At 60.4% G+C, this 22,762-nt stretch carries 25 protein-coding genes; 10 read left to right on the top strand and 15 right to left on the bottom strand.

The genetic code is table 11. The features are described from left to right. The first annotated feature begins 2 nt into the window (after positions 1–2). From C8C92_RS01820 to rsgA, 7 genes are all read left to right on the top strand, one after another. The gene (locus C8C92_RS01820) at positions 3–389 is read left to right on the top strand and encodes a DUF350 domain-containing protein (protein WP_070313122.1); all 387 of its coding nucleotides are present in this window, start codon (positions 3–5) and stop codon (positions 387–389) included. Positions 390–420: 31 nt separating this feature from the next. After that, on the top strand, positions 421–1,461 hold the full coding sequence (locus C8C92_RS01815; protein ID WP_116742870.1) for an SPFH domain-containing protein: 1,041 nt from the start codon (positions 421–423) through the stop codon (positions 1,459–1,461). 20 nt (positions 1,462–1,481) lie between these two features. Further along, positions 1,482–2,945: a DUF4178 domain-containing protein gene (locus C8C92_RS01810; protein WP_116742869.1), complete on the top strand. Its 1,464-nt coding sequence runs from the start codon at positions 1,482–1,484 to the stop codon at positions 2,943–2,945. Continuing rightward, positions 2,942–3,112, top strand: coding sequence for a hypothetical protein (locus tag C8C92_RS27365; RefSeq protein WP_157814714.1), 171 nt, complete (start codon positions 2,942–2,944; stop codon positions 3,110–3,112). The genes C8C92_RS01810 and C8C92_RS27365 overlap by 4 nt, the downstream gene beginning before the upstream one ends. A gap of 2 nt (positions 3,113–3,114) precedes the next feature. Further along, positions 3,115–3,480, top strand: coding sequence for an adenosylmethionine decarboxylase (gene speD, locus C8C92_RS01805; RefSeq protein WP_116742868.1), 366 nt, complete (start codon positions 3,115–3,117; stop codon positions 3,478–3,480). A gap of 69 nt (positions 3,481–3,549) precedes the next feature. Then, positions 3,550–4,104, top strand: coding sequence for a hypothetical protein (locus tag C8C92_RS01800; RefSeq protein WP_099761152.1), 555 nt, complete (start codon positions 3,550–3,552; stop codon positions 4,102–4,104). A gap of 276 nt (positions 4,105–4,380) precedes the next feature. Then, positions 4,381–5,457: a ribosome small subunit-dependent GTPase A gene (gene rsgA, locus C8C92_RS01795; RefSeq protein WP_116742867.1), complete on the top strand. Its 1,077-nt coding sequence runs from the start codon at positions 4,381–4,383 to the stop codon at positions 5,455–5,457. 75 nt (positions 5,458–5,532) lie between these two features. Here the strand turns inward: rsgA and C8C92_RS01790 are convergent, their stop codons facing one another. The 13 genes from C8C92_RS01790 to mnmG form a co-directional block, all read right to left on the bottom strand. Continuing rightward, positions 5,533–5,952 (bottom strand): F0F1 ATP synthase subunit epsilon, encoded by a 420-nt coding sequence (locus tag C8C92_RS01790; RefSeq protein WP_065307860.1) that lies wholly within the window; start codon positions 5,950–5,952, stop codon positions 5,533–5,535. A 62-nt stretch (positions 5,953–6,014) separates the two neighbouring features. After that, complete coding sequence (gene atpD / locus C8C92_RS01785) at positions 6,015–7,415, bottom strand: F0F1 ATP synthase subunit beta (protein ID WP_071080005.1); 1,401 nt, start codon at positions 7,413–7,415, stop codon at positions 6,015–6,017. Between the two features lie 29 nt (positions 7,416–7,444). Continuing rightward, complete coding sequence (gene atpG / locus C8C92_RS01780) at positions 7,445–8,320, bottom strand: F0F1 ATP synthase subunit gamma (RefSeq protein WP_035823466.1); 876 nt, start codon at positions 8,318–8,320, stop codon at positions 7,445–7,447. Positions 8,321–8,382: 62 nt separating this feature from the next. Beyond that, complete coding sequence (gene atpA / locus C8C92_RS01775; RefSeq protein WP_071080007.1) at positions 8,383–9,924, bottom strand: F0F1 ATP synthase subunit alpha; 1,542 nt, start codon at positions 9,922–9,924, stop codon at positions 8,383–8,385. A gap of 78 nt (positions 9,925–10,002) precedes the next feature. After that, positions 10,003–10,548: a F0F1 ATP synthase subunit delta gene (locus C8C92_RS01770; RefSeq protein ID WP_071080008.1), complete on the bottom strand. Its 546-nt coding sequence runs from the start codon at positions 10,546–10,548 to the stop codon at positions 10,003–10,005. A 2-nt stretch (positions 10,549–10,550) separates the two neighbouring features. Continuing rightward, positions 10,551–11,021 (bottom strand): F0F1 ATP synthase subunit B, encoded by a 471-nt coding sequence (locus tag C8C92_RS01765; protein WP_099761157.1) that lies wholly within the window; start codon positions 11,019–11,021, stop codon positions 10,551–10,553. Between the two features lie 43 nt (positions 11,022–11,064). Next, positions 11,065–11,343, bottom strand: coding sequence for a F0F1 ATP synthase subunit C (atpE, locus tag C8C92_RS01760; RefSeq protein WP_071080009.1), 279 nt, complete (start codon positions 11,341–11,343; stop codon positions 11,065–11,067). Between the two features lie 59 nt (positions 11,344–11,402). Continuing rightward, positions 11,403–12,212: a F0F1 ATP synthase subunit A gene (gene atpB, locus C8C92_RS01755; RefSeq protein ID WP_071080010.1), complete on the bottom strand. Its 810-nt coding sequence runs from the start codon at positions 12,210–12,212 to the stop codon at positions 11,403–11,405. Positions 12,213–12,263: 51 nt separating this feature from the next. Next, entirely contained in the window at positions 12,264–12,632 is a 369-nt protein-coding gene (locus tag C8C92_RS01750) for an ATP synthase subunit I (protein ID WP_071080011.1), read from the bottom strand. A 269-nt stretch (positions 12,633–12,901) separates the two neighbouring features. Beyond that, the gene (locus tag C8C92_RS01745; RefSeq protein ID WP_099761160.1) at positions 12,902–13,786 is read right to left on the bottom strand and encodes a ParB/RepB/Spo0J family partition protein; all 885 of its coding nucleotides are present in this window, start codon (positions 13,784–13,786) and stop codon (positions 12,902–12,904) included. 65 nt (positions 13,787–13,851) lie between these two features. Further along, positions 13,852–14,622, bottom strand: coding sequence for an AAA family ATPase (locus C8C92_RS01740; RefSeq protein ID WP_096232943.1), 771 nt, complete (start codon positions 14,620–14,622; stop codon positions 13,852–13,854). A 141-nt stretch (positions 14,623–14,763) separates the two neighbouring features. Next, a complete protein-coding gene (rsmG, locus tag C8C92_RS01735; protein ID WP_116742866.1) occupies positions 14,764–15,408 on the bottom strand; it encodes a 16S rRNA (guanine(527)-N(7))-methyltransferase RsmG in 645 nt (214 codons plus the stop codon). Further along, positions 15,405–17,354, bottom strand: a complete 1,950-nt coding sequence (gene mnmG, locus C8C92_RS01730; protein WP_116742865.1) for a tRNA uridine-5-carboxymethylaminomethyl(34) synthesis enzyme MnmG — start codon at positions 17,352–17,354, stop codon at positions 15,405–15,407. Before mnmG ends, rsmG begins: the two co-directional genes overlap by 4 nt. 316 nt (positions 17,355–17,670) lie before the next feature. Between mnmG and sugE the strand changes: the two genes are divergently transcribed. The 3 genes from sugE to C8C92_RS01715 all read left to right on the top strand — a co-directional run bounded on the left by sugE (position 17,671) and on the right by C8C92_RS01715 (position 19,605). Further along, the gene (gene sugE / locus C8C92_RS01725; RefSeq protein WP_071080016.1) at positions 17,671–17,991 is read left to right on the top strand and encodes a quaternary ammonium compound efflux SMR transporter SugE; all 321 of its coding nucleotides are present in this window, start codon (positions 17,671–17,673) and stop codon (positions 17,989–17,991) included. An 11-nt stretch (positions 17,992–18,002) separates the two neighbouring features. Further along, complete coding sequence (locus C8C92_RS01720) at positions 18,003–18,362, top strand: NADH-quinone oxidoreductase subunit A (protein ID WP_116742864.1); 360 nt, start codon at positions 18,003–18,005, stop codon at positions 18,360–18,362. An 85-nt stretch (positions 18,363–18,447) separates the two neighbouring features. Next, positions 18,448–19,605, top strand: coding sequence for an iron-containing alcohol dehydrogenase (locus tag C8C92_RS01715; RefSeq protein ID WP_116742863.1), 1,158 nt, complete (start codon positions 18,448–18,450; stop codon positions 19,603–19,605). Between the two features lie 3 nt (positions 19,606–19,608). Here C8C92_RS01715 and C8C92_RS01710 read toward each other — a convergent pair whose 3' ends face one another. Together C8C92_RS01710 and C8C92_RS01705 are read right to left on the bottom strand one after the other, a co-directional pair. Further along, complete coding sequence (locus C8C92_RS01710; RefSeq protein ID WP_116742862.1) at positions 19,609–21,678, bottom strand: 3-hydroxybutyrate oligomer hydrolase family protein; 2,070 nt, start codon at positions 21,676–21,678, stop codon at positions 19,609–19,611. Between the two features lie 76 nt (positions 21,679–21,754). Next, complete coding sequence (locus C8C92_RS01705; RefSeq protein ID WP_099761176.1) at positions 21,755–22,735, bottom strand: branched-chain amino acid ABC transporter permease; 981 nt, start codon at positions 22,733–22,735, stop codon at positions 21,755–21,757. Positions 22,736–22,762: the final 27 nt, after the last annotated feature.

Raw genomic sequence — 22,762 nt, 5'->3', positions numbered from 1 at the left:
CCGTGCCCGCCATCCTAAACTATCTGATCCATCTTTTACTGGCCGCCGGGCTGTTGATTGTATTTTTTATCATCTACACGCGCGTCACGCCGTACAACGAAGTGCTGCTGATCCGCCAGGGCAACCAGGCGGCGGCGCTGTCGCTGGGCGGCGCGCTGCTGGGCTTTTCCGCCACCATCGCCTCGTCCCTGATGCACACGGCCGACTACCAGCAATTCTTCGCCTGGGCCTTCGGCGCCATGGTGGTGCAATTGCTGGCGTACGTGGTCACCACGCGCCTGCTGCGCATGTCGAAGGACCAGATCGAATCGAACAACAGCGCCTTTGGCGGCTTGCTGGGCGCCATTTCGCTGTCGATCGGCGCCATCAACGCCGCCTGCATTTCCTGACACCGTTTTATCTTATTCAAGGATATCCATCATGAGCCTCGGCAGCTTTATCAAGAAGCAGTTTATCGACGTACTGCAGTGGAACGAAGAAACGGAAGGCGTACTGGCCTGGCGCTTCCCCATGCAGGACTTCGAGATCCAGAACGGCGCCATCCTGAATGTGCGCGAATCGCAGGTCGCCGTCTTCGTCAATGAAGGCAAGATCGCCGACGTCTTCGGTCCCGGCACGCACAAGCTGACGACGCAGACGTTACCGCTGCTGACCAACCTGAAAAACTGGGACAAGCTGTTCGACTCGCCCTTCAAGTCGGACGTGTATTACTTCAGCACCCGCGTGCAGACGGGCCGCAAATGGGGTACGCCGCAGCCGATCACCATCCGCGACAAGGATTTCGACATGATCCGCGTGCGCGCCTTCGGCATGTACTCGTACCGCATCGCCGACGCCCGCACCTTCTTCACCGAGATCAGCGGCACGCGCGAAGTCTATACGCGCGACGAGGTGGAAGATCAATTGCGCGGCATTCTGATGTCGAGCATGGCCAGCTCGCTGGGCGGCGCGAATGTCCCCTTCCTCGACATGGCGGCCAACCAGGCGCTGATGGCACAAGAGGTCAAGGATGGCCTGGCGCAGGCGTTTGTCCGCTATGGCGTGGGCCTCGATGAATTCAACGTGGCCAGCATCAGCCTGCCCGAGGAATTGCAGGCGGCGCTCGACGAGCGCATCTCGGCCGGCATGAAGGGCGGGCTGGGCGCCGACAAGATGAGCGGCTACACCAAGTTCCAGGTCGCCAACGCGATCCCGCTGGCGGCGCAGAACGAGGGCGGCATGGCCGGCATCGGCGCGGGACTGGGCGCCGGACTGTCGATCGGCCAGGTGATGGCGCAAAGCATGGGCGGTGCGCTGCAGCAGCCCGCCCCGGCACCTGCTCCGGCGACGCCACCGGCGCCAAGCGAAGAACCGATCGAAGCGCGCCTGGAAAAACTCAAAGGCTTGCTCGACAAGGGTCTCATTTCGCCGGCCGACTACGACGGCGCCAAGGCTGAACTGCTGAAAAAACTGATCGGCTGATTAGAGCGAAATACGACTGCATGCAAACTGTTTCCTGTCCCAGCTGCGGCGCGGAAGTCCGCTTCCGCTCGCACGCTTCCGTGCTCGCCGTGTGTGAGTACTGCCACAGCACCATCCTCAAGGACGCCGATTCCGTCAGGGACGCGGGCAAGATGTCGGCCGTCCTGGAAGACTATTCACCTATCCAGATCGGCACGGCCGGCGTGCACGATGGCGTGCACTTCACGGTCGTCGGGCGCATCCAGCAGCGCTACAGCGCCGGCACGTGGAACGAGTGGTATCTGCTGTTCGACGACGCCAGCACGGCCTGGCTGGGCGACTCGTCCGGCCTGTACACGCTGACGCGTGAGCGCGCGACGCAAGACGCCTTGCCCGTCTTTGGCGAACTGGCGCCGGGCAAGCGCTATACGCTCTGCGGCGAGCCGTACACGGCGGCCGAGATCCGCAACGCCGAGTGCATCGCCGGCCAGGGCGAACTGCCGTTCAAGGTGGGCGCGGGCTGGCGCATCCAGGTGGCGGACTTGCGCAACTACGCCAGCTTTGTCACGCTCGACTACACGGATGGCCCGCAACCGGTCGTCTACCAGGGCGTTGCCGTCACCCTGGACAGTTTGAAATGCCAGCTGCTGCGCGACGACGACGCCATCGCCAAGAGCGCCGGCAAGTACCGCGGCAAGCTCGATGCGCTCGACTGCCCGTCCTGCGGCAGCGGCATCAAGTATGTGCCCGGCGCGGCGGCGCAGCTCGTGTGCCCCGCTTGCCACGCGCAGCTCGACGCCAGCGGCCCGGAAGCGCAGGTGCTGGCCATCGGCAAGCAGGTGCACGACAACGCCGACATCACGCTGGAGCTGGGCGCCAGCGCAAAGATCAGCAATGCCGACTTCACGGTCATCGGCATGATGCGCCGCGCCGACGACGAAGGCAGCGAATGGAACGAATACCTGTTGTACAACGCGCGCGCCGGCTTCTTCTGGCTGGTGGAGACGGACGACGGCTGGTCGCGCTCGAACGTGCTGCCGAACTGGCCCAACTGGGCGTCATTGGACGCCGCTACCTGCACGCTCGATGGCGCCACGTATCGCAAACTGTACGACTACGGCTCGCAGGTCGTGTACGCGGCGGGCGCCTTCAACTGGAAGGTGGCCGTCGGCGACAGCACGCGCGTGTTTGAATTCGAACAGGGACAGACCAAGCTGGCGGCGGAGCTCACCGGCGAGGAAATGACCTGGTCGCGCTCCGTACCCGTCGCCTATGACCAGATGGCCGCCTGGTTCGGCGCCGCCTTCCATGGCGGCGCCAAGGTGCAGAATATCCAGCTGAGTCATCGCGGCATCGCCAAGGTCTTCATCGTCATCGTGCTGGTCTTGAATGCGATCCCCATGTTCGTCTCGTTCTCCAGCACCTTGATGTGGAGTTTGCTGGGCTGCCTGGCGCTGTTCCTGCCCGCCGCTTTTCTCGACAAGAATGCAAAGAATCCCCCATGAGTAAATATGTGATCTATGCCCTGATGGTGACGTTTTCCGTCACGGCCGCCAATTGGGTGCGCATGTTCAAGGTAGCCGGCAGCAGCAGCGGCAGCAGCTGGAGTTCGCGCACGGGCAGCGGCGGCGGCAGCTATGGTGGCGGCTCCAGCGGCGGCAGCCATAAATAAGCATGACCGCCACCCCGCATCTGCCTCTGGGCACCCACTTGCTGGCCGACCTGTCGGGCATCGCACCGGAGCGCCTGCGCGATGGCGATGCGCTCGAACGCCTGCTGCGCGCAGCGGCCACTACGGCCGGCGCGCAGGTGCTGCACAGCCATTTCCACAGCTTTGGCGCAGGCCAGGGCGTCACCGGCGTGGTGCTGCTGGCCGAATCGCACATTTCCATCCACACCTGGCCGGAATGCAGCTTTGCCGCCGTCGACATCTTCATGTGCGGCGCGGCGCAGCCGCAGCTGGCATTGGGCGTCATCAAGGATGCGCTGCAGGCGACGCACTGCCAGTTGCAGTCCGTGCGGCGCGCCCCGCCAGGGTAGGCCTGGCGTCGCTGGTGGATCGCGTGGGGATCGCTTACACTGTCGGCTGATCCTCCAACCGTGACTCCCATGCGCCGTTCCGCCCTCCTCGCCCTGCCCCTGCTACTGCTGGTTTCCGCCTGCGACGACTACACGGCGCCGAGCCTGTACCAGGCCACCACGCCCGAGTGCAAGACGTGGACGGAGGGTTCACGCTTCGAGCTGCCGCGCGGTATCAGCGTATATGCCACGCCCCCCGTCACATTGAAAGAAGGCGGCACGGAGCTGGCGCTGATTTTTACGCTTCCCATCGGCACGCAAGCCAGTTTTACGCGCCTGTCCTTCCTGCTGGAAGAGCCGAAAAAGCCCCCCTTCGCCGAAGCGAAAGTGCTGACCATCTACCAGCGCGGCATGAACCGCAAGGCGGAAATCGTCGACGTCATCGAGCAGCTGCCCATCATGTTTTCCGCCGTCGGTTCGAGCGCCGAAACCCAGTGGCGCTTGCGATTGCAACTGCCGCGCCAGCTGCCGCAGCGCTTCGATCTGTCGATGCCCGACATGCTCGTCGCCGGCAAGCGCTATCCGGTGCGCACGTTTACTTACCGCTATTTCCCCGAACGCCAGGCGTACGGCATGTGCAGCTAAGCCACAGCTTCCATTGACGGCGGCGCACGCCGCTGGCACACTGGCGTTTTCCCTCACACCTCAGGAGTAGACAATATGCGCCATTCGGATACTGCCGTGTTGTCAGCTGCCTGATCACTGTTTTTCCCTGCGTAGCCCCTTAGCTCGCAACTCCCCATACGCGTGATCGCGTAGCCGACGTTCCCCTTCTTTCGTGCCAGTCATCGCGACTGGCTGTGCCTGCACGCGCAGGCTAAATGTCCGTACGCGGACGACAGAATCTGGAATCACGCTACCATGATCGCATTCGATTTTGCGCAACTACGCCTTATCGGGCTGCAGCAGGCCATCGCCGGCGCAGCCACCCAACTCGACTTATCTTCCCCGCTATCGTCTTCCCGCGCGCAGCTGCTGCGCGTGAGCGCCGTGCACCGCGACAGCATCCTTGTGCACGACGGCATCCTGGAACACCCGGCGCAGATCCTGCCGCGCCTGCTGCACCAGTTGCAGGCGCAGGACGACGTCCTCACGGTCGGCGACTGGGTCGCCGCCGAACACGATGGTCACGGCACGCTGTGGATAACGGCGCACTTATCCCCAGTCACGCAAATCGCCCGGCGCGGCAATGACGGCCGCCGCCAGGTACTTGCCAGCAATGTCGATACGGCCCTGCTGGTGATGGGATTGGACGGGGATTTTAATCCGCGCCGTCTCGAGCGCTATCTGGCCATCGTGCTGGCGGCGCAAGTGACGCCTGTGGTGGTGCTGAGCAAGGCCGACGTGGCCGACGACGTGGCCGGCAAACTGGCGCAGCTGAAACAGCGCCTGCCGCCCCACGTGCCGCTGTTTGCCGTCGATACACGCCACGCGTATGACGTGGCCATCCTGGAACCCTGGCTGGGTGCCGGCCAGACCCTGGTGCTGCTCGGTTCATCGGGCGCCGGCAAGTCCAGCCTGACCAATACCCTGTGTACGGCCGGGCAGGCGACCAATGCTGTGCGCCATGGCGACGGCCGTGGCCGGCATACGACGACGGCCCGCTCGCTGCACCAGTGCGCGGATGGCGCCTGCATCATCGACACGCCGGGCTTGCGCAGCTGGCAGGCCGATGCCGATGCGCAGACCCTGGCGGCCACGTTTGACGACATTGCGGCGCTCGCAGCGACGTGCCAGTTCCGCGATTGCCGGCATGCGAGCGAACCCGGTTGCGCCGTGCGCGGCGCCGTCGATGCGGACCGCCTGCGCAATTATCACAAGCTGCTGCGCGACGCGCACCGTGGCGAGGCAACGCCGCTCGAGCGCATTGCCGCGCGCGCCAAGTGGAAGACGATATTGAAGGCGGGACTGGAAAGGGGCAAGGACAAGCGCCGCTGATTTTTACTGACATCAGTTTGCACAAAAAAAAGGCAGCCCGCAGGCTGCCTTTTTGTTTTACTGCATGCGAGCAAATTAATGCTTGCGCAGTTTCTGGATCGCTGCCAGCTGCGCAATCGCGCTGGCCAGCTCGGCTTGCGCTTGCGCGTAGTCGATGCCCGAATCCTTGTTGTGGATATTCTCTTCCGCCAACTTCTTCGCTTCCAGCGCTTTCGCTTCGTCGAGGTCGTGACCGCGGATCGCGGTATCGGCCAGGACGGTCACGGTGTCCGGTTGCACTTCCAGCAGACCGCCGGCAACGAAGACGAATTCTTCTTCAGCCTGACCGACTACCTTGATGCGGACCGCGCCCGGACGGATGCGGGTAATCAAAGGCGTGTGGCGTGGGTAGATACCCAGCTCGCCCTGCTCACCCGGCAACGCGACGAATTCTGCTTCGCCTGAAAAAATCAGTTCTTCAGCGGAAACCACGTCAACGTGAATTGTGTGTGCCATGTGTATCCTATCGGGTTGAAGAACCCCGCCTTCTGAGGGGCGGGGTTAGGCCCAGACTTAACTTAGTTAAGTTTCTTGGCTTTTTCGATTGCTTCTTCGATCGTGCCGACCATGTAGAACGCTTGTTCCGGCAGGTGATCGAGTTCGCCCGAAGCGATCATTTTGAAGCCCTTGATCGTGTCTTTGAGCGAAACGTATTTACCAGGCGCGCCGGTAAAGACTTCAGCGACGTGGAAAGGCTGCGACAGGAAACGCTGCATCTTACGTGCACGGGCAACCAGCAGTTTGTCTTCCGGTGCCAGCTCGTCCATACCCAGAATCGCGATAATGTCGCGCAATTCTTTGTAGCGTTGCAGGGTCGTTTGCACGGCACGCGCGGTGTCATAGTGCTCTTGACCAACGATCAACGGATCGAGCTGACGCGAGGTCGAATCGAGTGGGTCCACGGCTGGGTAGATACCCAGGGAAGCGATGTCACGCGACAGCGCAACGGTCGAATCCAAGTGAGCAAACGTGGTAGCAGGCGATGGATCGGTGTAATCATCGGCTGGAACGTAGACGGCCTGGATCGAGGTGATCGAACCGGTCTTGGTCGACGTGATACGCTCTTGCAGACGGCCCATTTCTTCAGCCAGGGTCGGTTGGTAACCCACAGCCGACGGCATACGGCCCAGCAGTGCCGACACTTCGGTACCGGCCAGCGTAAAGCGGTAGATGTTGTCGACGAAGAACAGAACGTCCTTGCCTTCATCACGGAACGATTCAGCGATCGTCAGGCCGGTCAGCGCAACGCGCAGACGGTTACCTGGCGGTTCATTCATCTGACCGTAGACCATCGCCACTTTGGAGTTCTCTGGATTTTCCAGATCGACCACTTTCGCGTCAGCCATCTCGTGGTAGAAGTCGTTACCTTCACGCGTACGCTCACCCACACCGGCGAACACGGACACGCCGCTGTGCGCTTTGGCGATGTTGTTAATCAATTCCATCATGTTGACGGTCTTGCCTACGCCAGCGCCGCCGAACAGACCGACTTTACCGCCTTTTGCAAACGGGCAAACCAGATCGATCACCTTGATGCCGGTTTCCAGCAGTTCTTGCGATGGCGACAGTTCGTCGTATGCAGGAGCGGTGCGGTGGATCGACGCGACTTGCTCGTGCGACACAGGGCCGCATTCGTCAATCGGGTTACCCAGCACGTCCATGATGCGACCCAGGGTTGCTTTACCGACTGGCACCATGATAGGTTTGCCGGTGTTCTGAATCATCATGCCGCGACGCAAGCCATCGGACGTGCCGAGTGCAATGGTACGGACAATGCCGTCGCCCAACTGCTGTTGTACTTCCAGGGTCAGTTCCGAGCCTGCCATCTTCAAGGCATCAAATACCTTAGGCATCGCGTTGCGGGGAAACTCAACGTCCACCACAGCGCCGATACACTGAACGATTTTGCCATCAGCCATGTTCGTTCCTTCAATATAGTTAAATTCGTTTAAACCGCAGCCGCACCGGCGACGATTTCGGAGAGTTCTTTGGTAATCGCAGCTTGGCGGGTCTTGTTGTAGATCAGCTTCAGTTCGCCGATCACACTACCCGCGTTGTCGCTTGCAGCTTTCATCGCGACCATCCGTGCCGATTGCTCGGACGCCAGATTCTCCGCGACTGCCTGGTACACCAGCGCTTCTACATAGCGCTCCAGCAATTCGTCGATGATGCTTTGTGCATCCGGCTCGTAGATGTAATCCCACGAGTGTGCGCTCTTGTCGGCGACCATCTTGTCAGCCGTCAGGGGCAGCAACTGTTCGACCACTGGTTCCTGCTTCATCGTGTTGATGAATTTGGTGTAGCACAGGTACACTGCGTCGAGCTTGCCTGCCTGGAACTCTTCGAGCATGACCTTGACAGGTCCGATCAATTTTTCCAGGTGGGGCGTATCACCAGTTTGAATGGCAGAAGCGACGATCTTGACGCCGATGCGATTCAAAAAACCCAAACCCTTGTTACCGATGGCAACTGCTTCAATCCGGTTGCCAGCTGCTTCCAGCTCGCGCGACTTCGACGTCACCTGGCGCAGGATGTTGGTGTTCATGCCGCCGCACAGACCCTTGTCGGTCGTGACAACGATGAAACCCACTGCCTTCGCTTGCGTACCCTGGGCAGCTGCCAGGAACGGGTGCGTGTATTCCGGATTGGCATTCGCCAGATTGGCGGCGATATTCCGAATCTTGTCACTATAGGGACGAGCGGCCCGCATCCGGTCTTGCGCCTTGCGCATTTTGGACGCGGCGACCATTTCCATCGCCTTGGTGATCTTCTTCGTATTCTCTACGCTCTTGATCTTGCCTCGTATCTCTTTGCTTGATGCCATGAGTCCTTACTCCTTCTGCGCGTAGGGCGGCGCCTCACTCGAGGTGGGCGCCGCCTGGCCGCTTAATATGCGCCGGATTTCTTGAAATCAGCAATGGCCGCCGACAGAGTTGCTTCGCTGTCTTTGTCGAGTTGCTTGGTTTCTTCGATCTTGGCCAGCAGAGCAGCTTGCTTGGTCTTCATGTAAGCGTGGACACCAGCTTCGAACGACAGCACTTGCTTGACTGGCACGTCGTCCATGAAGCCTTTGTTCACCGAGAACAGCGATACGGCCATCAGCGAGATCGACAGTGGCGAGTACTGGGCTTGCTTGAGCAATTCCGTCACGCGCGCACCACGGTCCAGCTGCTTGCGGGTCGATTCATCGAGGTCGGATGCGAACTGCGCAAACGCGGCCAATTCACGGTACTGCGCCAAGTCGGTACGGATACCGCCGGACAGGTTTTTGATGACCTTGGTCTGGGCGGCGCCACCGACGCGCGATACGGAAATACCGGCGTTAATTGCAGGACGGATACCGGCGTTGAACAGCGAGGTTTCCAGGAAGATCTGACCGTCGGTAATCGAAATCACGTTGGTTGGAACGAATGCGGATACGTCGCCAGCTTGCGTTTCAATGATCGGCAGTGCCGTCAGGGAACCGGTCTTGCCTTTGACGGCGCCGTCGGTGAACTTCTCGACGTAGTCGGCGTTCACGCGTGCTGCGCGTTCCAGCAGGCGGCTGTGCAGGTAGAACACGTCGCCTGGGTACGCTTCGCGACCTGGTGGACGGCGCAGCAGCAGCGAGATTTGACGGTATGCAACAGCTTGTTTGGACAGATCATCGTAGACGATCAGTGCATCTTCACCGCGGTCACGGAAGTATTCGCCCATGGCGCAACCGGAGTACGGCGAGATGTATTGCATGGCGGCCGATTCCGAAGCGGAAGCGGCGACAACGATGGTGTATTCCATCGCGCCGTGCTGTTCCAGCGAGCGCACGATGTTCTTGATCGACGAGGCTTTTTGGCCAATCGCGACGTAGATACATTTCATGCCCTGGCCTTTTTGATTGATGATCGCATCAATCGCCACAGCCGACTTGCCGGTTTGACGGTCGCCGATGATCAGTTCGCGCTGGCCGCGGCCAACTGGAACCATCGCATCGATCGACTTCAGGCCGGTTTGCATTGGTTGCGAAACGGACTCACGGGCGATCACGCCCGGAGCGATTTTTTCAATCGCGGCCGTCAGTTTCGTGTCGATGGCGCCTTTGCCGTCGATTGGCTGACCCAGCGCGTTGACAACGCGGCCGAGCAGCTCAGGACCAATTGGCACTTCCAGAATGCGGCCGGTGCATTTCACCGTGTCGCCTTCGGAGATGTGCTCGTAGGCACCCAGAATCACGGAACCGACGGAGTCGCGTTCCAGATTCATTGCCAGGCCAAACGTGTTGCCTGGGAATTCCAGCATCTCGCCTTGCATCACGTCCGACAAACCGTGGATGCGGCAGATACCGTCGGCGACGGAAATAACCGTGCCTTGATTACGCACTTCAGCGCCGCCGTCAAGACCTTGGATCCGGCTCTTGATCAACTCGCTGATTTCAGATGGGTTGAGTTGCATACTAACTCCTAAAAGTGTTTCTCTCAGCTTGCGCGAGGGGTAAGGGTCTGTCTTAGCTGGCCTGCCGAAGCGCGTGTCTTACGACACCAGTGCAGCGTGCAGTTGCTGCAGCTTGGCGCGCACCGAGGTATCGAGCACTTGGTCGCCAACAACCACGCGCACGCCGCCGAGCAGCGATGGATCCACTGTGACGGCAGGGTTGAGCTTACGACTGAATTTCTTTTCCAGCGTTGCGACCAGCTCGGCCGTTTGGCCTTCGCTCAGATCGAAAGCGCTCGTGATCTCGGCGTCAGCCGCACCTTCCAGACCATTTTTCAAGGCATGGAATTGCGCGCCGATTTCCGGCAGCAGGCTGATGCGGCCATTTTCGATCAACAACGTGACGAAGTTTTTGACTTCCTCATTGAGCGGCGATTTCAACAACGACAGGATGGTGGCGGCGACGTCGCTTTCCGAAACTTTCGGATTGCGCGCGTACGCCTGTACCTCGGGGTGGCTACCGATCTGTGCCAGTTCGGACACCAGTTCGGACCACGCCGCGAGGTTGCTTGACTCCTTACCAGCTTGGGCTACGCGGAACAAAGCTTCCGCGTAGGGACGGGCGACGGTTGCGAGTTCTGCCATGATTACAGCTCGACAGCAAGACGCTGCAACATTTCGGCGTGAGCCGTAGCGTTGACTTCACGCTTCAAGATCTGCTCGGCACCCTTGACAGCCAGGTCAGCCACCTGAGCGCGCAATTGTTCGCGTGCTTTCGACAGTTGCTGTTCCGCGTCCGACTGGGCTTGCGCAATGATACGCGCCGCTTCAGCTTGTGCATTTTGCTTGATCTCTTCAGCAACCAGCTGCGCGCGCTTTTCAGCGTCCGCAACGCGTTGCGACGCTTCTTCACGTGCACTGTTCAATGCCTCTTGCGCACGCTTTTCAGCGACAGCCATCGAAGCCTGACCTTGATCGGCCGCAGCCAATCCATCCGCGATTCGTTTGGCACGCTCATCCAGCGCTGTGTTCAGCGCTGGAAATACGAACTTCATCGAGAACCAGACCAACACCGCGAAGGTGATCATCTGGCCGATGAGCGACATATTGATGTCCATACCTTTGCTCCTAACTAAAAGTTTCTCCTAGGGTTGGAGCGAATTACTGAGCAACAGCCGTCAGAGCGGACAGGAACGGGTTAGCGAACGTGTACAGCAGAGCGATACCAACGCCGATCATCGAGATAGCATCCAGCAGACCAGCGATAACGAACAGTTTGGTTTGCAGTTGTGGCATCAGTTCTGGTTGACGTGCCGAAGCTTCCAGGAATTTGCCACCCAGAATAGCGAAGCCCAGAGCGGTGCCGATTGCGGCCAGGCCGATGATGATTGCTGCTGCCAGAACGGTCATGCTTTGTACTTGTGCGATCAGAGCTTGCATAAAATTCTCCTAAATTTAAAAACGAAAGATACTAAAAAAACAAAATATAAAGTTGCTGATTAATGTTTCTCAACCGCAAGGCTCAGATACACAACCGTCAACGCCATAAACACAAAAGCTTGCAAAGTTACAATCAAGATATGGAAAATTGCCCATGGACCACCCAACGCCCACTGTGCCCACCAAGGCAACAACGCGATCAAGATGAAAATCAGCTCGCCGGCATACATATTGCCGAACAGTCGCAGCGACAGGGAGATCAGTTTTGCAACCAACTCAACCATTTGCAGCAAGAAATTAACTGGTGCCAACAAGATCGTGCCGATGATGCCACTTGCATGGAACGGCGCGGTAAACAATTCCTTGATCCAGCCGCCCAGGCCCTTGGCCTTGACGGAAAACGCGATAATGCACAGAACGACCGAGAACGACATCGCAAAAGTATGGTTCACGTCGGCGGTCGGCACCACGCGCAGCTTGTGCACGCCAAACCAGCTCAACACCGTCGGCAGCAAGTCCACCGGCAAGAAGTCCATGGCGTTCAACAACCAGACCCACACGAAAATCGTGATGGCCAGCGGCGCGATGATCTTGCTTTTTGCGTGGAAGGCCCCATTAATAGTCTCATTGACCATTTCCATGATCATTTCGACGAAGTTTTGCAATTTGCCAGGAACACCGGCCGTCGCGCGGCGCGAAGCCATGTAGAAAACGGCAAGGAAAACAAAGCCCATGATGGCAGACACCCAGAAGGTGTCCAGGTTGAAGGCGCCATCGGCGCTTTTCAAGTGGGCCAAATGGTGGCTGATGTATTCTGTGGCGTTGGCCGGGGCAGCATGGCCCGCTTCAATAGCGTGTTCTGTGGTCATAATGAATTTAGATTTGTCGTTTCAGAGCACAACAGGCCCCAAAACCAATGATTAAACAGCGAGCAATGAAAACCAGTATGCTAAGGTTGCCACCGCGAAACCCAAGATCAGCCATAACCAGGCGGCCGACTGAAACAACACCAGTGCCAATATAAACAGCACCGCTGTAAGAAATATTTTCACCATTTCCGCACGCAAGTGCGCGCGAAAAGCCTTTTTGGCGTCGCTACTACCGCGCACCACCAGCAAGGCATACGCCAGACTGCCAGCGACGGCGATCGCACCGCCGCATGCGGCGGACCAGCCTCTCACACTACCACCGAAAAACACGGTGAGCGTGGCAAAGCTGATCACGATTGCTAACTGCAAGGCAACTACTTTGTAGACGGGCTTGGCAATACTTTGTTGTGAATCACTCAATTGCCAGGTTCCCAAAAAAATCTACACACGCAAAGACACGGGATTATAGTTGGCTTTGATCTATAGAGTCAAACGTTGCTGCACCGCAGCAGGGCGATTGCGGCGTGAAACTGACGCTTTACCGACTATTCGCCGCCATTTGCACCACTATATGGCAAAGTCGCTTGTCTGGCCGCTTCCAGCCGTGTTATCAAGGAATCACGTGGTGCATCTGGAAAGCATGGCTGGATTGTCCACACCGCACTCCCCATGTCTTTGCCGCTTGCTATTTAACCACGCAAGCGGGTCAACAAACCATCGAGCACGTCAAGATCGGCAAAATCGATCACCAATTGGCCACGGCCTTTGTTGCCCATTTTGAACACCACGGGCGTGGCCAGCGCATCGGACAACTCTTCTTCCAGGCGCGCGATGTCGCCGGACTTTTCCTTTTGCCGCGGTTCGACCGGGTTGGCCGCTTCCTCGACCGTGCGGGTGACGAGCTTTTCCGTTTCGCGCACCGACAGGCGCTTGGCCACGACCTGGTTGGCCAGCGTGATCTGGCTGGCCGCATCGACGGCCAGCAAGGCGCGCGCATGACCCATGTCGATATCGCCGGCCATCAGCATGGTCTGCACCGGACTGGCCAGGTTCATCAGGCGCAGCAGGTTCGACACGGCGCTGCGCGAGCGTCCCAGCGCAGTGGCCGCTTGCTCATGCGTAAAACTGAAGTCAGCGATCAGGCGGTGAATACCCTGCGCCTCTTCCAGGGGATTCAAGTCTTCGCGCTGGATGTTCTCGATCAGCGCCATGGCGGCGGCGGCCAGGTCGTCCACATCGCGCACCAGCACCGGCACTTCCGTCAGGCCGGCCAGTTGCGAGGCGCGGAAACGGCGTTCACCGGCAATAATTTCATATTTAACAAGTCCGCTCAGGGTGTCTTGCCCGATCGGGCGCACCAGGATAGGCTGCATCAGTCCTTGCGCCTTGATCGAGGCGGCCAGTTCGTTCAAGGCCCCTTCGTCCATGCGCGTGCGCGGCTGGTATTTGCCGGCTTGCATTTGCGACACGGGCAAGCTGGAGGGTTGATGCGTGTCCGGGCTGGCAAAGTCGCCGCCGCCACCCAGGAGGGCGTCGAGTCCGCGACCCAGTCCTTTTAATTTTTTCGTAGCCATGCTGTCCTAATCGTGTTTTCTGAGTGAGCGCTCACATCATTCCATCAGAGTCGCTCGCCCTTTGTTTACATATGTTTAATGCGCTCGACCATCTCGGCGCCGAAGGCGATATACGCCTGGGCGCCTTTCGAGCTGGGGTCGAAGGTCACGCCGGGCAAGCCGTACGATGGCGCTTCGGCCAGACGGACATTGCGCGGGATGATGGTCTTGAAGACCTTGTCGCCGAAATGCTGTTCCAGCTGGGCCGACACTTGTTGTGATAATGTCATGCGCGGATCGAACATCACGCGCAAGAGTCCAATGATCTTCAAGTCCGGGTTCAGGTTGGCATGCACCTTCTTGATGGTGTTGACCAGGTCGGACAAGCCTTCCAGCGCGTAGTACTCGCACTGCATCGGGATGATCACGCCATGCGCGGCGCACAGGCCGTTCAGGGTCAGCATCGATAATGCCGGTGGGCAATCAACGAGGATGAAGTCGTATTCGCTGTCCACTTCGGCCAGCGCATCCTTCAGGCGGCGCTCGCGGTTGTCCAGTTCGACCATCTCCACTTCGGCGCCGGCCAGTTCGCGGTTCGACGGCAGGACATCGAAGCGCCCCGCTTCCGAACGCTGGCGTGCCGTTTTGACATCGGACTCGCCCAGCATGACTTCATAGGTGGACGCCTTCAGGCCGGCCTTGTTGATGCCGGCACCCATGGTCGCATTGCCCTGCGGGTCGAGGTCGACCAGCAGCACGCGCTGGTTCAACTTGGCCAGACCGGCGGAGAGGTTGACGCTGGTTGTGGTTTTACCAACACCACCCTTTTGATTTGCTACACAAAAAATTTTGGCCATGTATCTTCTAGTTGTAAAGAGATGCAAACTTCATCGTGCGCTTCGGCATCCGGCCGAAACGATTTATACTGTTTATTTCATTTATACGATATAAATCGTTTATACGGTTTATATCATTTATACCGTTTAATTTTCTGGCCTTTACATTCTTGCTATAAAAACCAGATGACGCTCTGCATTTAGCCCTGGTACCTGAATGGCGCGTAATTGCGTCACTTTCCAGTCTGCCGGCAGTCGCTCGCGCTCGTCTGGCGGTGCCACCCCTTTCAAGGCGATGAATTGCCCGCCCTCGGCCAGCACGTGGTGCGACCAGTTGACGAAGTCGGACAGGTCGGCAAAGGCGCGCGAGGTGATCACATCGAATTTCTGCGCCACTTCCAGCTGCTCCACGCGCTTGGTGTACACGGTGACGTTGGCCAGGCCCAGTTCGGCCTTCACTTGCGTCAGGAATGCCGTCTTTTTGTGCACCGTGTCGATCATCGACACTTTTACGTCGGGCCGCGCGATGGCCAGGACCATGCCCGGCAAGCCGCCACCGGCGCCCACGTCGAGCACATTCTTCGCGTCTGCAAACGCCGGCACGGCCGCCAGCGAATCGAGCACGTGCAGGGTCAGCATCTGCAGGGGCTCGCGCACCGACGTCAGGTTGTACACGCTGTTCCATTTGGCCAGCAAGGCCAGGTAATCGAGCAGTTTTTCCGTCTGATCCGCGCTCAGGTCCAGCCCCAGCGCGGCGATGCCTTCATTCAAAATGGGGGCCAGTGCGGCCCGGTCAAACTGCTTCATTCAACAACCTCGTCCTTTAAAGTGGTGGTCTGTATTTCGGCCTGACCTGCACCGAAGCCGCGCTTTTTCAAATGCACCAGCAGCAGCGAAATCGCCGCCGGCGTCACGCCCGAAATGCGCGAGGCCTGGCCCAGGGTTTCCGGGCGCTGCTTGTCGAGTTTTTGCCGCACTTCGACCGACAGCGCGCCGATATCGAGGTAATTAAAACCGGCCGGCAAGGCCAGGTTTTCATAGTGTTCGTGACGCTCGATTTCCTTGCTCTGGCGCTCGATGTAGCCCGCATATTTGAGCTGGATTTCCACCTGCTCGCGCACGGCGGGGTCCTGCACGCCGGGGCCGGCCAGGGCCTGGCCTTCCATGCCCGTCATGCTCATCAGCGTGTCGTAGGCGACATTCGGGCGGCACAGCAAGTCGGCCAGCGAATACTCGCGCTCGATGGCCTGGCCGACGATGCGTTCCGATTCGGCGGCCGCCAGGATGCGCGGATTGACCCACGTGGAACGCAGGCGCTGCAGTTCCAGCGCCACCGCTTCGCGCTTGGTCTCGAACGCTTGCCATTGGGCGTCGCCGACGCAGCCCAGGGTGCGGCCGATTTCCGTCAGGCGCATGTCGGCATTGTCTTCGCGCAGGCTCAAGCGGTACTCGGCGCGACTGGTGAACATGCGGTACGGTTCCTGCACGCCCTGGGTGATCAGATCGTCGACCAGCACGCCCAGATACGCCTCGGAGCGGCCCGGCACCCAGGCTTCCTTGTCCTGCGTCAGCAAGGCGGCATTCAGGCCCGCCAGCATGCCTTGCGCGGCCGCTTCCTCGTAGCCGGTGGTGCCGTTGATCTGGCCGGCGAAGAACAGGCCCGCCACGGCCTTGGTTTCCAGCGAGGCTTTCAAGCCGCGCGGGTCGAAATAATCGTATTCGATGGCGTAGCCGGGGCGCAGGATGTGCGCGTTTTCCATGCCCTTCATCGATTGCACCAGGGCGATCTGCACGTCGAACGGCAGGCTGGTGGAAATGCCGTTCGGATAGAACTCATGCGTCGTCAAGCCTTCCGGCTCGAGGAAGATCTGGTGCGATTCCTTGCCCGCGAAACGGTGGATCTTGTCTTCGATGGATGGGCAATAGCGGGGGCCCACACCCTCGATCACGCCCGTGTACATGGGACTACGGTCGAGGCCGGCGCGGATGATGTCGTGCGTCTGGCTATTCGTGTGCGTGACCCAGCACGGTACCTGGCGCGGGTGCATGGCCGTGTTGCCCATGACGGAAAAGACGGGCACGGGATCGAGGTCGCCCGCCTGTTCTTGCATCACGGAAAAGTCAATCGTGCGGCCATCGATGCGCGGCGGCGTGCCCGTTTTCAAGCGGCCCTGCGGCAGCTTCAATTCCTTCAAGCGGGCGGACAGCGAAATGGCGGGCGGATCGCCGGCGCGGCCGGCCGAGTAGTTATTCAAGCCCACGTGGATCTTGCCATCTAGGAAAGTGCCAGCCGTCAGCACCACGGCGCGCGACAGGAACTTCAAACCGATCTGCGTCACGGCGCCGACGACGCGCTCGCCTTCGACGATCAGGTCATCGACCGCTTGCTGGAACAGCCACAGATTCGGCTGGTTTTCCAGGCGCGTACGGATGGCGGCCTTGTATAAAATACGGTCGGCCTGGGCGCGCGTGGCGCGGACTGCCGGGCCTTTCGAGGAGTTCAGGATGCGGAACTGGATGCCGGACTCGTCGGTGGCAATCGCCATCGCGCCGCCCATGGCATCGACCTCCTTGACCAGGTGGCCCTTGCCGATGCCACCGATGGAGGGGTTGCACGACATCTGGCCCAGTGTCTCAATATTATGCGTGAGCAATAGCGTCTTCTGCCCCATGCGGGCAGAAGCGAGGGCCGCCTCGGTACCGGCGTGACCACCACCGACAACGATGACGTCGAATTCTGTAGGAAATAACATGATAAATAGGTAACAGTGCAAGTAAAAATGCGGGAATAGAGCTCCGATTATAGTGTCTTTTTGCGAGCGCAACCTTCCTCGGGCCAATTTTTGCTTAATTTTTACTCAGCAGTGGCAAGCAAACGGCCGTTTCTGTTTCACGTGGAACACGTCACTGGCCTGCGCTGGGGCTGCGGTGCTTGTGAATGTTTGCTACAATTGCCGCATCGTCCGCAAGTGTGGTCACGCCAGTGGCCATAGTGACGATCATCCAGGAGGACGGCCTCCCCCATCATGGGCACACACCGGGACGGCCCGCTCTGTATAAGGAGCCGCCATGGCCTGGATACTGTTACTCATTGCCGGCATGCTTGAAGTCGTGTGGGCATACTCGATGAAACTCTCCGAGGGTTTCACCCGACTCACCCCTTCCGTCATGACCATCGTCATGATGATCGCCAGCTTCGGCTTGCTGTCGATTGCCATGCGCACCCTGCCCCTGGGCACGGCCTACACCATCTGGACCGGCATCGGCGCCGTCGGCGCCTTCATCGTCGGCATCGTCTTTCTGGGCGAGCAAGTCAACACCCTGCGCGTGTGCGCCGCCGTCCTCATCGTGTGCGGCATCGTACTGATGAAGCTGTCGTCCAGCCACTGAGAGGAATCCCCATGCTCCTCGATAACTATTTTCCCGTCCTGCTGTTCATTCTGATCGGCATCCTGGTCGGCATCGTGCCCATGCTATTGGGGCGCGTGCTCGGTCCGCACAAACCCGATCCACAAAAACTGTCGCCGTACGAATGCGGCTTCGAAGCATTCGGTGACGCGCGCATGAAGTTCGACATCCGCTTCTACCTGGTCGCCATCCTGTTCATCCTGTTCGATATCGAGGTGATCTTCCTGATGCCGTGGGCGGCCAACGTCAACGAACTGGGTTTGCACGGTTTCTGGGCCGTCATGGGTTTCTTGAGCGTACTGGCCATCGGCCTGGCATATGAATGGAAACGCGGCGCGCTGGAGTGGGAGTAAGCCCCGCTTCTGGTTCCACGTGAAACATGCGCACGGCGGGAAAGCGGAGTAAGCTTGGCTTCTGTCCTCACTGTCAGGAGTCTGCATGTCCGCCTTCCAGTTTCGCACCGTGCCCCATCTGATCGTTGAACCAGGCGCCGCCGCCCAACTGGGCGCGCACATCGCCCATCACTTCCCCACCGTGCGCCGCGCTTTGCTCGTCACCGACGCGGGTTTTCTGCGCACGGGCCTGGCCGATGCTCCCCTGAACAGCTTGCAGGCGGCGGGGATCGAGGTCCACATCTTTGCCGAGGTGCAAGCCGATCCCCCCGAAGCCATCGTGTTGGCCGGCGTGGCCCAGGCGCAGATGTTTCACGTGGAACTAATTATCGGCCTCGGTGGCGGCAGCTCGCTGGACGTGGCCAAGCTGATCGCCGTGCTGGCCCCCGGGCACCAGGAACTGACGCAACTGTATGGCATCGGCAATGTCCATGGCCAGCGCCTGCCCCTGGTGCAATTGCCGACCACGGCCGGCACGGGTTCGGAAGTGACGCACATCGCCATCGTCACCACGGGCGCCACCAGCAAGATGGGTGTGGTCGCGCCGCAACTGTATGCGGACTTGGCCATCCTCGACGCCAGCCTGACCTTGGGCTTGCCGCCTGCCGTGACGGCCGCCACCGGCATCGATGCCATGGTGCATGCGATCGAAGCGTACACCAGCCGCCTGCTGAAAAATCCCTTGTCCGACATGCTGGCTACCCAGGCACTGTCGCTGCTGTCCAGCAACCTGGTCACGGCCTGCCGCGATGGCGGCAACTTGCCGGCGCGCCAGGCCATGCTGCTCGGCGCCATGCTGGCCGGCCAGGCGTTTGCCAATGCACCGGTGGCCGCCGTGCATGCGCTCGCTTATCCCATCGGTGGTTTGTTCCACGTGCCACACGGCTTGTCGAATGCGCTGGTGCTGCCGCACGTGCTGCGGTTCAATCTGTCTCACGCGGCACCGCTGTATGCGCAACTGGCGGCCGTCTTGCAGCCCGGCATCGTGGGCAGCGAGGAAGCGCGGGCCGTGGCCCTGATCGACGCCATGCAAGATATTGCCCTGGCCACCGGCATCGCGCGCACCCTGCGCGAGGTTGGCATCGCGGCCAGCGACCTGGACCGGCTGACCGACGATGCCATGCTGCAGACGCGCTTGCTGGGCAACAATCCGCGCGTCGTCACGCGCGCGGATGCCCGCGCCATCTATGCGGCAGCGCTATGAGACTCAGTCGGGCACATCCACCACCGTCCCCGTCACACTGATCGCATTGCCTGCCGCAGGGGTCGACGCTATCGCCGGCACGTTGACAGTCGTGATCAAGGTCGACGCATCGGCGCGCGTCACCGTGCGCACTACCTGCGAGGGTGGCAAGGCTTGCTTGGCGGACAAATGCGCATACATGGCATCGAGTGCCCGGTTCAGATACACGTGCAGCGGCACGATCAGTGTCGGCAAGGCGCTGCTGAAGGAATCGAAGTGGTTGGCATGGGTCACCTCGATATAGCGCAGTTTGCTACTACTCCCTTCCACGGCGGCGTTCAGGCCAAGATAGGCGCGCGACGCGTGATTGACGGGAATCAGGGTATCGCTGCGACCGTGCACGATGATGGCCGGCTTGCCATGCAGTTTGCCGCTGGCCGCGACCTCGGCCACGCCTGCCCGCACGCGCACGCTTTGCGCAGCCAATGTCCCCTGCAAGTTGGCGCCGCTGACGGCGTCGCGCCCCGTCGCCAGACTGCGCAGGCACAGGAAGCCATCGAGCGACTGGTCCGCCAGGCTGTTTGACGGCGACACGCCGGCCGTGTAGCCCTTGGCGCCGCCCACGCTGTTCTCGTACACGACACTGCCGAGGATGCCGTTTTGCGCGGCAAAGCTGGCCGCCTTTTGCGCCGTGGTCAACGGAATCGGATTGCCGCTGCCATCGGTCTGTGCAAACGTAAAACCGCAGACCTTGTCCGTGACGGAGAATTTTCCGTAGGCATAGGCATACGTGACGGCCACCAGGATGTTCGTGCCCGCGTGCGCCGCCTGCAGCGGGTCGGAGTCAGGCAACCAGCCATACGCGCGCAAGCGCTGCTTCGCGTCCGCCTGCTGCGCCGCCAGGTCGGCGCCGTTCAGCAAGCCCTTGGCTACCAGCGCCGTGCAGCGTCCCGCATTGCCGGCCACGGACGCGATGCACGGCTGGTACAGGGCCGCATAGGTGGCGTAGTCGAATAGCGCACGGCCGGGATTGGCGACCACCACCCCGCCCTGGCGCACGCTGTAGGCAGTCGATGCCGCCGGCTGGACTTGTGGCTCGCTGGCCGCCACGCCGCTGATCAAGCCCTGCGTATCCTGTTCCGCTGCCAGCAAAGCCGAGCCGGCGCCGTTGGAAATGCTCGAGGCGATCGTGATGGTGTTCTTCGGCGTCAGCCGCACGATGCGCGCACTGCCGTCGCGCGCCAGCACGCCATAGCGCTCGTTCAAGACGTAATACGCCATCTCGACCGCTTGCAAGGTCACCTTGCCCCAATCCTTCTCCGGGTTCTGCTGGGAGTGCGCGTGCTTGAAGGCGATGCGGTTCGGGTTGGCGCTAGCCCAGGCCAGCCGGTCGGCGTCGCTCAAGTCCGGCGCGAAGAGCGCGCTCTTGCCGGCGGCCACCCTGCCCGCGCGCACGCCATTCTGCAGATTGACGCTGTCGTCCTCGAACCCATACAGGCCCGTGCCGGAACCCTTGTCCGCATACGCCACGGCGCAGCCTTTCTTCAAGCCCCATTCGCCGGAGCTGCCGATGGCGCCGTAGATGCCGCGCGAGCCGCTGGACGTGCCCGTGACGATGCAGGCCCGCTCCGGGTCGAAGCTGGCCGGCACCTGCACCATCAAGGTGACATTCTTCTTGCCCGTGCCATCATCGGCATAGGCGATGTATTCGCTGCCCGCCACCAGGCCCTCGCCCGTGCCCACGTTTCCGGACGCATCCACGTTCGGTCCGTACAGGGTGCCATAGCCGCTGTTGACGGCAATGTCGAGCACGGCGCGGTAGTTGGCGTAGATGGCATTGCGGCGCAGTTCGAGCGGCGTCGGCTGTTCCGTATTCGCATACGCGGGCGCGGCGCCGGCCAGCCCCGTCTTGCCCAGGCCGGCCGTGAGTAAGTCATTCGTCTTGCCGTCGTAGTCGGCGCGCGTGATGCTGCCCAGGTAGCCGGGCATCTGGTTCAGCTCTTCCGGTGCATGGTTGCTGCCGCAGGCTGCCAATGCCAGCAAGGTGCACAGGCGCATGCCAGTCGTGCCCGCGCGCGTGATCGTCATTTGCATGGTGGTTCTCTCCGTTGAGGTAACAGTGGACGCACAATGAAAAACGCCGGACGAATCGTCCGGCGTTGCTTGAAAATCAGACAGCGGCTTTGGCTGGCCTGCCGCCGAAGCGCGCGATGGCTTCGCCGACGATACCGCGCCGGAACAGCAGCACGCAGATGACGAAAATCACGCCCGTGACCATACCCACCGATTCGCCCAGGGTGCCGAACCACTCGATGCCCGTGTGCGTGGCCAGATAGGTGCCGACATCGCCCAGCTTGTTTTCCAGCGCGATGATCAGCACGGCGCCAAGGATGGGACCGGACAAGGTACCCATGCCGCCCACCAAGGTCATCAGCACGACCAGGCCCGACATGCCCCAGTACACATCGGTGAGGGTTTCAAAGCCCAGCACCAGGGTCTTCGTGGCGCCGGCCAGTGCCGCCAGCGAAGCGGACAGCACGATGGCCATCAGCTTGTACTTGTTGACGTCGTAACCGAGCGAGATGGCGCGCGGTTCGTTTTCCTTGATCGCCTTGAGCACCTGGCCGAACGGCGAGTGGATGGTGCGTACGATCAGGGCGAAGCCGGCGATGAAGATGGCCAGCACGAAGTAATACAGTACGGTGTCATTGCCCAGATCTATCATGCCCAGCAAGGTTCCACGTGGAACACCCTGCAAGCCATCTTCGCCGCCCGTGAATGGCAGCCGCAAGGCGAGGAAGTACACCATCTGCGCCAGCGCCAGGGTGATCATCGTAAAGTAAATGCCTTGGCGGCGGATCGCCAGACCGCCGATCACCAGGCCCAGCAAGGCACCCGTGGCGACGCCGGCCAGCAAGCCCAGTTCCGTTGGCCAGCCCCAGGTGCGCAGCGCGTAGCCGGTGACATAGCCGGCGCCGCCAAAGAAGGCCGCATGGCCAAACGACAGCAAGCCCGTGTAGCCGATCAGCAAGTTAAAGGCGCAGGCAAACAGGGCAAAGCACAGCAACTTCATCAGGAAGACGGGATAGCCGTAAAACGGGGCCGCCAACGCCAGCAGCAAGGCAATGGCGTAGCCTACATTTTTATTCATCGTGGTAGCTCCAATACATGACTGATG

This window comes from Janthinobacterium sp. 78 (assembly GCF_003096775.1).
GTDB classification, from domain to species: Bacteria; Pseudomonadota; Gammaproteobacteria; order Burkholderiales; family Burkholderiaceae_D; genus Janthinobacterium; species Janthinobacterium tructae.
This window is presented reverse-complemented; position numbering and strand designations above follow the sequence as displayed.